This is a genomic window from Paenibacillus catalpae (assembly GCF_900112695.1).
GTDB lineage: Bacteria > Bacillota > Bacilli > Paenibacillales > Paenibacillaceae > Pristimantibacillus > Pristimantibacillus catalpae.
Map to the genome: position 1 here is coordinate 350,088 of NZ_FOMT01000003.1, position 15,074 is coordinate 365,161.

11 protein-coding genes are annotated in these 15,074 nt (G+C 50.8%); 10 read left to right on the plus strand and 1 reads right to left on the minus strand.

Features of this window, described 5'->3' with window-relative positions:
• Window positions 1-51 precede the first annotated feature (51 nt).
• From BM200_RS15270 to BM200_RS15315, 10 genes are all read left to right on the plus strand, one after another.
• Complete coding sequence (locus BM200_RS15270) at window positions 52-1,638, plus strand: SWIM zinc finger family protein (RefSeq protein ID WP_091187020.1); 1,587 nt, start codon at window positions 52-54, stop codon at window positions 1,636-1,638.
• On the plus strand, window positions 1,635-4,529 hold the full coding sequence (locus tag BM200_RS15275) for a DEAD/DEAH box helicase (RefSeq protein ID WP_091187023.1): 2,895 nt from the start codon (window positions 1,635-1,637) through the stop codon (window positions 4,527-4,529). Before BM200_RS15270 ends, BM200_RS15275 begins: the two co-directional genes overlap by 4 nt.
• Before the next feature lie 9 nt (window positions 4,530-4,538).
• Window positions 4,539-4,721, plus strand: coding sequence for a hypothetical protein (locus BM200_RS15280; protein ID WP_091187024.1), 183 nt, complete (start codon window positions 4,539-4,541; stop codon window positions 4,719-4,721).
• 193 nt (window positions 4,722-4,914) lie between these two features.
• Window positions 4,915-6,288, plus strand: coding sequence for an extracellular solute-binding protein (locus BM200_RS15285; protein ID WP_091187027.1), 1,374 nt, complete (start codon window positions 4,915-4,917; stop codon window positions 6,286-6,288).
• 240 nt (window positions 6,289-6,528) lie between these two features.
• Entirely contained in the window at window positions 6,529-7,410 is an 882-nt protein-coding gene (locus tag BM200_RS15290) for a carbohydrate ABC transporter permease (RefSeq protein ID WP_091187029.1), read from the plus strand.
• Window positions 7,410-8,267 carry a carbohydrate ABC transporter permease gene (locus tag BM200_RS15295; protein WP_091187030.1) on the plus strand — a complete coding sequence of 286 codons (858 nt, stop codon included), beginning with the start codon at window positions 7,410-7,412 and terminating at the stop codon, window positions 8,265-8,267. The genes BM200_RS15290 and BM200_RS15295 overlap by 1 nt, the downstream gene beginning before the upstream one ends.
• 24 nt (window positions 8,268-8,291) lie before the next feature.
• Window positions 8,292-10,112, plus strand: coding sequence for a cache domain-containing sensor histidine kinase (locus tag BM200_RS15300; protein ID WP_091187032.1), 1,821 nt, complete (start codon window positions 8,292-8,294; stop codon window positions 10,110-10,112).
• Window positions 10,109-11,740 carry a response regulator transcription factor gene (locus tag BM200_RS15305; RefSeq protein WP_091187035.1) on the plus strand — a complete coding sequence of 544 codons (1,632 nt, stop codon included), beginning with the start codon at window positions 10,109-10,111 and terminating at the stop codon, window positions 11,738-11,740. Before BM200_RS15300 ends, BM200_RS15305 begins: the two co-directional genes overlap by 4 nt.
• Window positions 11,741-11,766: 26 nt before the next feature.
• Window positions 11,767-13,374: a glycoside hydrolase family 3 protein gene (locus BM200_RS15310; protein WP_091187038.1), complete on the plus strand. Its 1,608-nt coding sequence runs from the start codon at window positions 11,767-11,769 to the stop codon at window positions 13,372-13,374.
• Window positions 13,375-13,563: 189 nt separating this feature from the next.
• Entirely contained in the window at window positions 13,564-14,541 is a 978-nt protein-coding gene (locus BM200_RS15315; protein ID WP_091187041.1) for an aldo/keto reductase, read from the plus strand.
• Window positions 14,542-14,600: 59 nt separating this feature from the next.
• On the opposite strand, the gene BM200_RS15320 is transcribed toward BM200_RS15315, so the two are convergent.
• Window positions 14,601-15,029 (minus strand): NUDIX hydrolase, encoded by a 429-nt coding sequence (locus BM200_RS15320; protein ID WP_091187044.1) that lies wholly within the window; start codon window positions 15,027-15,029, stop codon window positions 14,601-14,603.
• Window positions 15,030-15,074: the final 45 nt, after the last annotated feature.

Genomic DNA, 15,074 nt, shown 5'->3' on the forward strand with positions numbered 1-15,074 from the left:
GTGGTATACTAATAAGATGCTAGGTGAACGGAAGAGGGCGGGTGAACGATCTTGGCAAGTCTTGATAATAAGCTTCATACAGCGCTTGAACACAGTCTAGGGCAGCATTTGAACGAAGAAATCATTCGCCGCGGATGGGATTATTATCGGAGCGGCCAGGTGCTGAATGTCAAGCAGGCCGATGAAGAGACATTATACGGCGCCGTGCAGGGGTCGGATGTCTATTCGGTGCTGCTTGACTCGGATCATTTTCGATACAGCAAATGTACTTGTCCCTTTAATGATTATTGCAAACATATGGCGGCTGTCTATTTCGCTTATTGCCACAGCCTGGACGGGGAATCCGCGGCGAAAGCTGCTTATGACCGTATTCTGGGTGTTGAGGAGAAACCGCAGCGGTCGGTAACGGTAAGTGTGCCGAAGTTTAGCGGCCGGCATGTCCAGCCATCCGATGATGCCCCGCCGGAAGAATGGGGATTGTGGATGGAGGCGGAGTACGGCGAGACTTGGCGGAGCTGCCGTCATTCGCTTCATTCCCTGCAGCCGGTTCTGTCGGCACTTAAGGGAACAACGAAGCATTGGGACAAACGGAGCCAGCGTCTGCACTGGATGAGCGTTATTTTATTTGTGCTCGATCAGGCGGAGCAGGCCATCAAGACGGTCGATACGTTCAGCCGTTATTATCATGAAATGTCGTTTTTGCGCATGGCGGAGCCATGGGTAGAGCATTACTATACGCTGGCGCTTGAGCTTGAGCCGTCAGAGGTAACCGGCCAAGTCCGCAGTTGGCTGGATTACGTGGCGGGTTATGCGAAGAGCAAAGCAGTGAAAAACGAGCAGCAGTTGTTTGACTGGACCTATATTTATTTGGCGATATGCGAGCGGATGTCGCAAAATACCGAGTGGTATGAGCATGAGCTGGATGTGATTACGAAGGAAGAGCACCGGGATCCGGGAGAGCCGGTTAATTTGACCTTTGTGCATACGGCAGCTGCGATGCTCTGCTTCTTCGGAAGGAATGATGAAGCGGCGCTGGCGCATTTCGGCAGAACGGATTTCCAGCGCTCGCAGAAGGTGATCTATCCTTGCGTCGCGCAGCGTCTCGAAGAGGGAGACTGGGATGTTATCGGTCATTGGATGAGCTTCCTGCATGAGCATATTTCTAAGGTGAAAAATGCGAGGACGATTGGTCCGTTCATGACCTTGTGCAGAAGAGCAGATACCGATCAGCCGGATGAACCCCGCTGGACCCGGTATATGGTGGAGATGCTGCCCCACTCCTATTCCGATTTGTCGGACCACTGGCTGGCTGTAAAGAAATACGAGGAATGGGCGGATTTGCAGCTGCTTATTGGCATGAAGCCGGATGATCTGGGCATTCAGAATGTGCGTGAGGTTGCGAAGGTTGCGCCAAGCGTGATGATCCCGCTTTATCATCAGTCGATTGAGGAATCCATTAATTCACGCAACCGGCAGGGCTACCGGCTTGCAGTGAAAGAACTGAAAAAGCTTGAGAGGCTGTATAAAGCCGAAAAGCAAGCGGATAAGTGGGAGCGTTATATTGCTGGCATTGTAAGCAAGTATCAACGGCTTCGCGCGTTTCAGGAAGAGCTGTGGAAAGGAAAAATCGTAACATGAAATCATTCATCGGCGCTCGGACATTACTCGTGGACGGCTACTGGAAGCAAGGCGATAAAGCAGAAGAACATGCCATCCTGCTGGCGGCAGCAGACCGTGCTGAAAGTCCGGCAAGGCTGAAGCAGGTTCTCTTTGCCTGGCATCAGCCTTCCTGGTATGGTGCGGAAATAGAAGAAATCGATACGGAGGGCGGGAAAGCGCTAAAGCTGTCTCCGCTTCTCGCTGTCGATTATTTATCCTCACCGCAGCATGTACGGCTGCTGCAGGTGGAATGGACGGACCGGGTGCAAGGCTTGATGCATATGGCAGGCAAGCTTCGTCAGGCGCTGCTTGAGGGGTGGTTCCAGCCTGATTGGAGCGGCTGGTCGGAGTACCGGAGGGCTTGGAGGCTTGAAGTTCCCGCTGATGAGGCAGATTTTCAGGCAGAATGGGATCGGCTGGTACGGGAATTCAATATAATTGGCGCGGACCAATGGCTAAGCGAAGCCGTTGAAGAAATTCTCGCGCAAAATGATCATGCCGCAGGGGCATGGCGCAAAATTGCCGCAGCAGCGGGCGGAGAATCCGTATTGCTGCATAAGGCGTCGGATGAAGAGGACTGGTTGATTGCCCTTGGTCTTCATAAAGATACGATGCCGTTTAAGGTTGCCCTTCAGCTGGCGGAGCCGGTAGAAGGCGCGACCTGGCAGCTTCGGCCGGCTTTGCAGGACCGAAACGGCGGCCCGTGGATCCCGGTTGTGCCGTATAGAGGGCAATGGCAGGCTTTATTTGAACAGGATGGACCGCTGCCGGAAGATTGGACACCTCATCTCGAAGCCAGACTAGCGAAGGAGCACGGCAAGTGGCTCGCTGTATTGCCGGACTGGAGAGATGAAGTCGATCCGGAGCAGCTGCGAAGGCAGCTCACGGATAATGATGCCTGGTTCTTTATGGAGAAGGCGAGCCTGAAGCTGCTTGAGGCAGGTTGTCCTGTGCTGCTGCCTAGCTGGTGGGAAGCCGTCCGTTCTCGCCGTCTGAGGCTGAAAGCGAAGATGAAGTCTTCGGTTGGCTCGGATGCGCAGCCAATGTTTGGCCTGGATCAGATTGTTCAATTCGACTGGAAGATGGCGCTTGGCAATGTTGACTTGTCGGAGTCGGAGTTCATGCGGCTTGCCGAAGAGAACCGCAGGCTGATGAACATCGGAGGCGAGTGGGTCCATCTGGATCCGCAGGATGTAGCTCAGATCCGGGACTGGATGAAGCGGGTTGGCAAGCGTACGGGGCTGTCGTTCCGTGATGTGATGGAAATGCATTTGCTAGGCGGCTCTGTAATGGAAGATGGTGAGGATGCATCCATTGGTCTCCGCGCTGAGGTTGAGCTGAATGATCATTTAACGAGATGGCTCGAGCAGCTGCAGCATACGGCCGAGATTCCTCTGGTGGAAGTGCCAAGCAGCTTCCTGGGCTCCCTTCGTCCTTACCAGCTGCAAGGCGTATCCTGGATGCTGTTCCTCAGAAGGTTTGGTCTTGGCGGCGTACTTGCCGATGATATGGGTCTTGGCAAGACGATTCAGTTCATGGCGTATTTGTCCTATGTGAAGGAGCACGGAGACAAGAGCCGCGGGCCGTCTCTTCTGATTTGCCCCACTTCGGTCATTGGCAACTGGGAGAAGGAGCTGGAGAAGTTCGCTCCAACCCTTCAGGCCTACCTGCATTATGGACCGAAGAGGGAAAAAGGCGAGGCACTCCGGGAAGCGATCAAGGATGCCGATATTGTCATCACGTCCTACTCTCTTGCCCAAATTGATGAAGAAGAGCTGAATCAGATCGAGTGGGATGCCTTATGCCTGGATGAAGCTCAAAATATAAAAAATGTATATACCAAGCAGTCGGCTGCTATCCGCGCGCTGCCTGCGAATCACCGGATTGCGCTTACGGGTACGCCGATGGAGAACCGGCTGACCGAGCTGTGGTCGATCTATGATTTTATTAATCCCGGTTATCTCGGCAGCATTGGGGAGTTCCGCAAAGCGATTGTGCTGCCAATCGAGCGTAACCGCGATGAAGAGGTGATCAGCGGTCTGCAGCGGTGGGTGAAGCCGTTTATGCTCCGCAGAGTGAAGAAGGATCCTGCGATTCAGCTGTCGCTTCCGGACAAGAATGAAGCGAAGACTTACTTGACGTTAACGACAGAGCAAGGCGCGATCTACGAAAATATTGTTGCAGACCTGCTGGAGAAGCTGGATAAGCTTGGACCGATGCAGCGTCGCGGCCTAATTCTTGCATCGCTTACGCGGCTTAAGCAGCTATGCGACCATCCGGCCATGCTTGGTGAGGAACGCCAGCTCCAGCAGTGGGATGAGAACCGCTCGAATAAGGTAGCACGCCTTCTTGAGATGGTCGAGGAAATCGCATCCGAAGGAGAGCGCTGCCTGATCTTTACACAGTTTGTGGATATGGGCGAGCAGCTCAAGAAGCTGCTTGAAGAGCGTCTGGAGCTTCAGGTTCCGTACTTGCATGGCGGCGTGCCAAAGGCAAAGCGGGATGAAATGATCGAGAAGTTCCAGAATCCGGAAGAGCCGTGCTGTGCATTTGTTCTGTCGCTTAAGGCGGGCGGTACCGGTCTTAATCTGACCGCGGCCAATCATGTCTTCCATTTCGACCGCTGGTGGAATCCGGCTGTCGAGAATCAGGCGACAGACCGGGCATTCCGGATCGGGCAGACGAAGAAGGTGCAGGTCCACAAGTTTATTACGCTTGGCACGCTTGAGGAGAAGATCGATGAGATGATTGACCGCAAGCAGCAGCTTAACGAGCAGGTGGTAGGACAGTCGGAGCAATGGATTACCGAGCTGTCTACGGATGAACTGAAGGAGCTGTTCGCGCTCCGGAAAAACTGGTTAAAGGGATGAGGGGGATAAATGTCTGAGGAGAAGGACAAATGGGCCAAAGCGATGACCGAACGCCATACCGGTTCCCCTGAGCCTAATCAGCCAGATAAGGGGAGCGGCGATCAGGAGACGTCAGGTTCTGTACAAGGAAATGAAGAGTGGAGAGCTTTTTATGAGGCAATACGAGCTCATATTCAGGATATGCGTAAGTAATATGTAACCTAACATTACACAGTCTGTCGGAAATAGTAACCCGAGAGGCTGTGTTTTTTTATCCCTGTTTCGAAAAATAATAGAATTGTATCCCTCAACGGGCTTATTTTCGACCTCCCGAGCATTGAATGATGGAATCTATAATAAGGGTGCAAGGCAAACAAGCAACATTATATCGAGGAGGTCTTCTTAAATGAAAAAAAGCACTTTGCTCATCGCCACTTTACTTGCTTCATTCACCATGGTCGCTTCTGCTTGCGGATCAAACAATAACGGTGGCAACAACACTCCTGCAAGCTCGGAAGCTTCGCAAGAGCCGGCAGCTACAACGGAAGCAACGCCAAGTCCGGAAGCAAAGGATGTAACCTTATCGCTTCGCCATACGCAAATTAAAGAGACGAGCAAAAACCGCCTTAAAATTCTCGAGGATGTTGTTAAGAAAACACAAGATGAAAATCCTGGTCTTACCTTCAAGCTGGAAGGGATCGACGAAGTCGTCAACCGCGATCAAAAGCTGAAAGCGGAAATGACAGCAGGCAACCCGCCTGATATCTTCGAAGTATTCGGCGGCGCTGACCTGAACCTGTATGTAAAAGCAGGCCGCATGCTTGATCTGACGCCAATCATTGAAGAGCTTGGCATTAAAGACAAATTCGCAAGCCTCGACGAATTTACGGTTGACGGCAAAGTATATGGCCTGCCATTCGGCGGCTACTCGGAAGGTATTTTCTACAACAAGAAAATCTTCTCCGATCTGGGTCTCTCCGTTCCAACAACCTGGGATCAGCTGATTGAAGTTTCGGACAAAATCAAAGCGGCAAAAATCACGCCGCTCGGTCTGGCAGCAAAAGACGGCTGGGTAAACGGCATGCTCTGGAACACGGTTATGGAACGCAACGTCGGCATCGACGCCATCAACAAACTCGTTACCGGCGAAACCAAATGGACGGATGCAGGCTTTGTTAAAGGCTTCACCGACTATGCGGATCTTGTAAACCGCGACTACTTCACAAAAGGTGCACTGGGTCTTGCTTATGCCGACCAAGGTGCTCAATTGCTTTCCGGCAAAGCAGCGATGGTATTCACCGGCACATGGGATGCCAGCCGCTTCACAGGCGAAGAAGCAGGCGACCTGAAAGGTCAAATCGGCTACTTCAACTTCCCGTCGATCGCAGGCGGCGCAGGCGACCAAACGTCGATCAATGCATCGTACTCGAACGGCTTCGGCTTCTCGGCTAATCTGAACGAAGATCAAGTTGCAATGGTTAAGAAATTTATCACTAACTTCTATAGCGAAGAAATTCAAAAACGCACGCTTCTTGAAGATAAAGTACTTCCTTCCATGAAGCTGTCCGACCTTTCTGGCGTAGACCCGCTGATCTCTGAAGTACTGACGGTCATGGCAAACGCTTCGACTTCCTGGAAAGCTTATGACGCCATCGTTCAACCTGCTGTAGGCGCTGTTGTTAACGTAGGTCTGCAAGAGCTGATCGGCAAGGTGAGCAAGCCTGAGAAGGTAGCTAAGGATATTCAGGCCGCACAGGACAAAGCTAACGCTGCGAAGTAGCGCGGAAGTTTCATTCTTCCGATCGCCATTGCCACCGAATTTCTTCATTACAATCCGCATAGCGGATGAAATTCGGGTGGCAAAAGCGAACATTTCATTTCTCCAGAATGATACTTCCGCTCCGCTAGTGCGGCGTGAGAACATCCGAAACTACTTCACAGGCAAGGGAAATAGGAAGGGGAAAAAGCTAAGGTTTTTAGTGAACCTTAGCTTTTTTACAGGAAAGCAGGAGGCGAAGTTATGAACAAGGCTCTCAAAAATCCATTAACGTACATCGCGTTCATTATTCCAACGCTTGTATTGTATGCTTTGTTTTTTGTATATCCGGTTATCGTATCGTTTGTTTACGGATTCTTTCAATGGGACGGCATTACTGAAAAAGTGTTTATCGGAGTGGACAATTTCACCCGGCTGTGGAAAGACGATGTGTTCCTGAAATCGCTTGCGAACAATTTCTACTTTATGGCGTTCTCCCTAGTTGTGAATATTCCGCTCGTCTTCCTTATCTCGATTCTGATCAGTAAGGTTGGGCGTATGCGTGACTTCTACAAGTCGGCCGTATTTGTTCCTGTCGTTATCTCGACAGCCACGGTGGCTATATTGTTTGGCGTGTTGTACAACTACGATTCGGGTCTTATCAACCAGTTCATCCGTTTAGTCGCTCCTGACAGCTGGGCGCGTGAATGGCTGTCGGATCCAAAGCTTGCGATGCTCTCGATCCTGATTGCGAACGCATGGCAGAACATCGGCTTCTTTATTGTTCTCTGTCTCGCTGCGATTCTGAACATTCCGAAGGAAATCGTAGAAGCTTCAAAGATTGACGGCATAAATGGCTGGACGGAAACTTGGCTGATTACGCTCCCGCTTATCCGCCCTGTATTGTTCGTTATGCTGCTTCTTACGGTGTCCGGTACGATGAAAGTGCTTGATATCGTTCAGATCATGACGAACGGCGGTCCATTCCAATCCACGGAAGTAATGTCCACGTACATGCTGAAGGTTGGCTTCCGCTCAATGGAGCTTGGATACGGCAGTGCGATTGGCGTAACGATGTTTATTCTGATTCTCGTGCTCACGGGCATCCTGCAAAAACTGACGAAGCATGAGGAGGTGCAGTACTAATGAATGCAGCATTAACAGGTTTTCGCAAAGGAAAGTTCTGGATTCATTTTTCTCTGATTGTATATATCGTTGCCAGTCTGTTCCCGCTCGTCTGGCTGCTCATGTCTTCGTTCAAAACGAGCCGCGAGATTACGGTTAACACGTGGGCATTCCCGAAGCAGTTCAATTTCGATAACTACAGGCAGGCGTGGGAAACGGCAAAGATCGGTCTTTATGCCTGGAACAGCTTCTATGTTACGATTGTGGCCTGCCTGGTTACCCTGCTGTTCGCAGCGATGACTTCGTTTGCGTTAGCCCGTATGAAATACTCCCGGATGAACAAAGCGGTGTACCAGTTTATCCTGTTCGGACTGCTTGTTCCGCCGGGCGCCTTGTTCATTCCGCTGTACCGTTTGATCCAGCAAATGAGCCTTGGCGGCATCCATTTGTACAATTCGCATTTCGGCCTTATTTTGGTATACTGCACATATGCATTGCCCATAACCGTATTTATTATTTATGCTTTTATGTTATCGATACCCGGTGAACTTGAAGAAGCGGGGATTATGGATGGGCTTTCGGCGGGCGGATTGTTCGTGAAAGTCGTTCTGCCGATCTCTCTGCCGGCGCTTGTTACGGTTACCATTCTGAATTTCATCGGCAACTGGAATGAATACATTTTATCCCAATTATTTATAACATCCGAATCGCTTCGCACGCTGCCGACGGGTATGGCAAGCTTTAATGACGGCTACCGCACGAACTTTGCCGCATTGTCCGCTGCCGTCATCATGAGTATTATACCGGTGCTTGTTGTGTACTTCTTCTTGCAGAAGCAAATTATCGAAGGCATGACAGCGGGGAGCGTGAAGGGATAAGGACGATTGGAAGGGGCCCGCTAGATGAACTTGAGACCGAAACTGATGCTTGCGTTTATCCTTCTGGTCGTGTTTCCGATGATCGGACTTGGCATCGTGTCTTTTCTTAATACGGAAACCGTTCTGGAGAAGAAATACAGCGAGCAGACCGAGATATCGCTCAAGGCCGTCGGAGGAAATATCAAGTACTTCTTCAAGGAGCTTGATCAGCTCTCGGACGGTAATTTAACGAGCTCCGAGGTGCAGGATACGCTGAATTACAGTAAATATTATTCCAGAGATGATGCCAGCACCTTGATTGCCATCAACCAATCGGAAAAGGAAATGAAGCGGATTCTGTTCCAGCATCCGGCTGTCAGCTACGTGGTGCTGTACGCCATGGATGGAACGATGTTCCGCGCCTTCCGCAATGATCCAACGACGTTTCGGCCGATTGCGTTCGAAGCGTTGAAGGATCAGCCCCTCTATAATGAAACCATTCAGTTAGGCGGCCGTCCGAAGTGGATTGGCCCTTATGAGCATCAGGAGCTGACGGGGGTTGAGCCGCCGTTATTTACCCAGCTCCGGCTTGTCAAAGATTACGAAACGCTTGCCGATCTTGGCCTCATGATTACCCAGTATAAGACCGAAGAGGTCTATACGATGCTGAATACCTTCCTGAATCCGGAGGCGGAAGGCCCGAATGCCAGATATGTCATCGTGAACACCGAAGGACTTGTCATGCTGGACAGCGGCAAGCATTTCGAGGGGACGAACATTGCGGATTACTCGAGCGAGCTTCCTCAGAATACGACGGATTATTCAAGCTCCAGACTGCGCTTTAACGGAGATGACGCTCTAGTCTCTTCCTATAATCTGGGGTTTAACGGCTGGGTTCTGGTATCAGTGAAATCATGGGATTCGTTAACGAATGAGAATGAACGTTTTGTCCAATGGATTGGCATGATAACGATTCTTTGTCTATTGTCCGCGATCTTATTTAATATCTTCTTCGTGAACCGCGTAGCCAAAAGTATTATCAAGGTTGTCCGCAAAATGCGTCTTGTTGAGCAAGGGCTTCTGGATATTCGCGTAAATGCGCAGGGGAAGGATGAAACGGTGCTTCTTGCCAACAGCTTCAACAGCATGGTGGAGCGGATTGGCGAGCTGCTTACCGAAGTGCGCACGGAACAGGAGCGCAAGCAGCATGCCGAGATGATGCTGATGCAGGCGCAGATCAAGCCTCATTTCCTGTTTAATACACTGGAGTCCATCAATGCGCTTGCTGCCCAGAATGAAGGCGGGAAGATTATGATGATGGTGCGGCGTTTAAGCAATCTGCTGCGCACAAGCATGCATCATACGGAAGAAATTTTCCTCAGCCAGGAGATTGAGCATGTACGCAGTTACCTGGAAATTCAGAAGTACCGGTTCGAGGACTTATTTACTTATGAATTGAATGTATCGGAAGAAGCGTTTGACTATTCAATCCTCAAGCTGACGCTTCAGCCGCTTGTAGAGAATAGTATCCAGCATGGCTTTGAAGGGCTGGAAGACGGAGCAGGCATCATTACGATTGATGTCTCTGTCGAAGCTCATCAAGTGGTCATCATGGTCAGCGATAACGGACATGGCATGAACGAGCAGACGCTCAAAAAGTTCGCCGAAAGGAATCAGCAGCTGCCAAGCGGAAAACGGCGTAATGCCGCAGAGCTTGGAGAACGGCGGGGACTGGGGCTCCGCAATGTAGCGGATCGCCTTCGCATTCATTATGGTCCATCTTACGGATTAAGGATCTGCAGCGCAGAAGGATATGGCACAGTTATTCGCTGCACCATTCCGAAAAACAGAGGTGAACGATTATGAACGGCAAAGTATTGCTCGTAGATGATGAACCGCACATTACCCGTAATTTGGAGAAGGTTATTCCATGGGAGATGCTTGGCTTAACCGTTGGCGGAACAGCGAAAAACGGGATGGAGGCCCTTGAGCTTCTGGAGTCTGAATCGTTTGATCTTGTGTTATGTGATATCCGGATGCCGGTGATGGACGGACTGGAACTCGTTCGGCATATTCGGGAAAAAGGAACGGAAAGCGACATTATTATGCTGTCCGGCTATCAGGATTTTGCATATACCCGGGCTGCTATCCAATATGGCGTGAAGGATTATGTCTTAAAGCCTATCCCTTATGACGAATTAACGGGAGTTATTGCCCGGGTAATGGCCAATCAGCGTCAGAAGAAAAAGCAGCAAAGCGAGGAGCAGCAGAAGATCGGCCGGATGATAGACCTTGCGAGCGAGAAGATTTTATACGATATTCTGATGGATTATACGGAAGTGACAAGCGGCAACTGGCTGTTTAGCGGGGAAGAGCAGGAGCTGGATAAAAGGTATGTGCTGATTGTGCTTGATCTGGATGTAAGCTCGGAGCGAACGAAGGATTGGCGCGAATGGTCGGATAAAGAGCGGAAGCTGTGGAATTTCGCGGTATGTAATGTTCTTCGGGAGAGGCTGCAGCAGAATGGTCTTCATCATGCGGTTATTCAGATCCGCGACGGCGAATGGTGTGTGCTGATCGAGTGCGAGAAATCGCTGCCGTATGATTTGAAGCAGATTACCGCATGGACAGAGCTTTTGCTCACTGCGGTGAAAAATCACGTCAAGCTGTCGTTATACGCGGGTATTTACCGGGAATACGCTGATGTAACGGCTTTATCGCAAGCCTATAAGCTGGTTCAGCAGGGGATGCAGCTTACTCCTGTTCAAGAGCAGACGGCTGTCTACCCGGATGACCGTGTAGGCTCTTCGAGGGAAGATCAGGCGTTCTGGGATACATCCGAGAAGCTGATCGGAGCGGTTAAACGCGGCGATACAACGGTTGTTGACGATGAGCTCAAACGGCTGACGACACAGCTGCAGCGCATGAACGAAACCTCGCTTGGACGCTTCAAGCCGATGCTGCATTTCTTCGTGCTGAACCTGATGCGGGAGACGAAGGAAATGGGCATTTTCTCGCGCGAGCAGGAAGATCTGCTGTGGCTGAAGCTTGACCGGCGGTTTGGGATCAAGGATTTGCTGTCGGTTATCTTGCAGGTGACCAAGGCGGTTGCCGAGAAATCGACGGATAAGAAGAAGCAGTCGGAACGTTCGATGGCGGAAGCCAAATCATTCCTCAGCCGCAATTTGTACCGGGATTTGAGCGTGGAAGAGGCCGCATCCCATGTCGGTTTAAGCACCTCCTATTTCAGCTTGCTGTTTAAACAAACCTATAATGAGACTTTTATTGAGTATGTAACCCGTGAACGGATGGAGAAGGCGAAGTCGCTGCTGGCCGATACCATGAAAAGCATTGCGCAGATCGCCAAGGGAGTTGGTTACGCGGAACGGCGGTATTTTACGAAAGTATTTATGAAGTATACAGGGGAGAATCCAACGGATTACCGGAATAAGCATCAGCAGATTGTATCCGTTCAGGAGGAACAAGAAAGCTAGAGTACCGGGAAGAAGGGGACGGGGAAATGGGAGAGTTGAATTGGAACAGCTGGACGCTGCGGGAGAAGGTTGGTCAGCTGTTTGTATTTGGGTTTCACGGATATGAGCCAACCGGGGAGATTACTTCGTTAATCGAAAAATACGGCATTGGCGGAACGATTTATTTCGGGCGTAATGTGCGTGATGCGGAGCAGGTTCATCAATTGTCCAGCTCGCTGAAGCAGATTGCAGCTCATGCCGGCCGGCCTAATGTACTTGTCGCGATTGACCAGGAAGGCGGTATGGTAGCCCGTATTGTAGATGGCGTCACGTTGATGCCCGGCAATATGGCGATGGGCGCAACAGGCTCAGCGGAGGGAGCAGGTGAAACGGCACGCGTTTGCGGCGAAGAGCTTCGCTTGCTAGGTGTCACAATGAACTATGCGCCATGTTTGGATGTCAATAATAACCCGGATAATCCTGTTATTAACGTTCGATCCTATGGTGACCGTCCTCAGGTGGTTGGGGAACTGGGGAAAGCAGCTTTGCTGGGCTATCAGGTTTCTAAAGTTGCCGCAACGGTAAAACATTTTCCCGGTCATGGCGATACCTCGGTAGACTCGCATCATGATTTGCCGGTGCTGCCCCATGACCGGGAACGGCTTGATGCCATCGAGCTCGCGCCTTTCCGTGCCGCTATTGCGGCAGGAACTGCGGCTATTATGACGGCTCACGTCTGCTTGCCCGCGCTTGATCCATCGGGTAAACCGTCAACGTTGTCTCAGCCGGTATTAACAGGATTGCTCCGTGAGGAGCTTGGCTACAAAGGCGTCATTGTAACGGATTGCCTCGAAATGGACGCTATCGATAAATTTTACGGTCCGGAGAAAGGCGCGGTATTGGCGCTTCAAGCCGGTGCGGATATGGTGCTTGTCAGCCATACGTATGAGAAGCAGGTTGCTGCGCTTGAAGCCGTGGTTGCTGCTGTCGAGAACGGAGAGCTGTCGGAGGAGCGCATCAACGAATCGCTCGCACGGGTGATGCAGCTGAAGATGGACTATGAAGTGGAGGCACCTCTGGCATCATGGGAAAAAGCGGCCCAATTAATAGGGACAACGTCCAATAAAGCGGTGGCCCGAAAATGGAGTGAGGCGTCGGCGACACTTGTGAAAAACGAAGGCTCGCTGCTTCCGCTTCGCCGCGAAGCACGGACGCTTGTGCTGTGGCCGGATATTAAGCCGGTATCGGTTGCCGATGAGATGTTATCGGGTGACGGTACGCTTGGCGATTACTTGAAAGCCCGGCTTGGCCAAGTCGAGGAGCGTTTGATGAGCGGGAACGATCCGCTGGCGGGTCTCGATGCATTCAAGCAGATTGTTGTGGTTACTTATGATGCGACAAAACATCCGATTGAGCGCGAGATTGCCGAGCAGGTAATAGCATTGGCTGGTGACCGCACCGTTGCGGTGTCCGTCCGCAATCCGCTCGATTTGAAGGTATACCCGGACGTGAAGGCCTATTTGGCGGTATACGAATGCCGTCCGCTTGCTCTCGAATCGGCTGCCAAAGTATTAACCGGCGAGCTTGCGCCAACCGGCCAATTGCCGCTCGAATTATCCTCGCAATATCCGTTTGGGTGGAGCGAAACGCTGTAAATAGAACCGCCTCTGATGGTCATGGCTGACCGTTCAGGGGCTTTTTTTTCGTGTCGCATTTTCACAGTAACATGGAAGTAACTAAGTAAATCATTTTTCCCTACTTAAATCGGTCATTCCTCTGATGTATAATGAGTTGCAACTTATGCCGCACCAACTGCTACATATTCTCTATTAGAGGTGATAATCATGGAGTACCGGGTGTTAGGACGATCGGGTTTGAAAGTAAGCGAGATTAGCTTGGGCTGCTGGGCAATAGGCGGACCATCGTGGCGGGACGGTAGTCCCGTAGGCTGGTCTGGCAATGATGATAACGAATCGCTTGCAGGCTTGCGCAGAGCTCATGAGCTTGGCATCAATCATTTGGATACGGCTGATGTATATGGCGATGGCCATTCGGAGCGGGTGATTGGACAGTTTCTGAAGGATGTTCCGCGTGAATCGGTTGTTGTAGCCTCGAAAGTAGGGTGGTTCAGAGGGACTGCGCCTAACGCGATGCAACCTGTACATATCCGTCACCAATTGGAGCAGACGCTAACGAATCTGGGTACGGATTACGTTGATCTTTATTATTTTCATAATTCGAATTTTGGTCCGGATGATCAGTATCTGGAAGAAGCGGCCGACACGATGCGCGAGCTTCAAAAAGAAGGAAAAGTACGCGTTATTGGCCAATCGGCTTACAGCTATGCGGATTTTATGCGGGTATGCCCGGTAACACGTCCGGAGGTGCTGCAGTTTAATTATAACGCCTTCGGCAACGAGTTCGATCAGCAGGGAACCAACCTGTTCCAATGGGCGGAGCAAGAAAATCTCGGCATGGTGCTGTTTGGCCCCCTTGCTCAAGGGCTGCTGCTGGATAAATTTGATCCGGAGAATCCTCCTCAATTCGGAGAAGGGGATATTCGTTCGACGAATCAGTCCTACTCCAAGGAAAGGCTGCTCGAAATACGGAGACAGCTTCAGCCTCTTAAAGAGCATTTCGGCAGCGCTACACAAGAGCTGGTTCGGGCTGCGATACAATATGCTTTGGCGCAATCCCCCAATGCATGCGTGATTCCCGGGTTCAAGAATACCCGCCAAGTAGAATCAAATGCAGAGGCAGCAGGCAGACCCCTTCAAGCTCAGGAAGTGGAGCTAATCAAACAAGCCTTTCGCAGAGGCTAAAACCATAGAAAGCTCCCTCGCAAACCAATATGAAATGGGATGCGAGGGAGCTTCTTTTGTTATATCCATTGTCTTGGACCAATCGTATGGAAAGGAGGCCTTCGATCCGTATTAAGCGCGTCAAGGATACGGTTGTAGGTGAAATCACTTATTGGCCGCGGAAGATCGTCGGGCGTACAATAGCGGCATTCCAGAATTTCAGGGGAGTTCGGTATGGGCTGCTGATCTCCATCGCAGGCAGCAATAAAGACAAAATGATGCATATCATATGCCGGGTCATAATAGATGCCTGTCAGCGTACCGATCTCAACCTGTAAGCCGGTTTCCTCGAGAACTTCCCTTGCTGCAGTTTGCTGGACTGATTCATTGATCTCCGATTTTCCTCCGGGCAGATCCCAGTTGTTTTTGCCATAGCTGTGTTTAACAAGCAGAATTTTACCCTCTGCATTGGTAATAATAGCCGCAGCTCCCATCAGCTTGTCCGACAAATCTAATCACTCCTTGGGTGAAACTCATATAGATAAATGCCAATT

What these genes read in the sequence shown, in the direction of transcription:
- BM200_RS15275 (WP_091187023.1), top strand. Translation starts at nt 1,635, where the DNA reads ATGAAATCATTCATCGGCGCTCGGACATTACTCGTGGACGGCTACTGG.
- BM200_RS15280 (WP_091187024.1), top strand. Translation starts at nt 4,539, where the DNA reads ATGTCTGAGGAGAAGGACAAATGGGCCAAAGCGATGACCGAACGCCAT.
- BM200_RS15285 (WP_091187027.1), top strand. Translation starts at nt 4,915, where the DNA reads ATGAAAAAAAGCACTTTGCTCATCGCCACTTTACTTGCTTCATTCACC.
- BM200_RS15290 (WP_091187029.1), top strand. Translation starts at nt 6,529, where the DNA reads ATGAACAAGGCTCTCAAAAATCCATTAACGTACATCGCGTTCATTATT.
- BM200_RS15295 (WP_091187030.1), top strand. Translation starts at nt 7,410, where the DNA reads ATGAATGCAGCATTAACAGGTTTTCGCAAAGGAAAGTTCTGGATTCAT.
- BM200_RS15300 (WP_091187032.1), top strand. Translation starts at nt 8,292, where the DNA reads ATGAACTTGAGACCGAAACTGATGCTTGCGTTTATCCTTCTGGTCGTG.
- BM200_RS15305 (WP_091187035.1), top strand. Translation starts at nt 10,109, where the DNA reads ATGAACGGCAAAGTATTGCTCGTAGATGATGAACCGCACATTACCCGT.
- BM200_RS15310 (WP_091187038.1), top strand. Translation starts at nt 11,767, where the DNA reads ATGGGAGAGTTGAATTGGAACAGCTGGACGCTGCGGGAGAAGGTTGGT.
- BM200_RS15315 (WP_091187041.1), top strand. Translation starts at nt 13,564, where the DNA reads ATGGAGTACCGGGTGTTAGGACGATCGGGTTTGAAAGTAAGCGAGATT.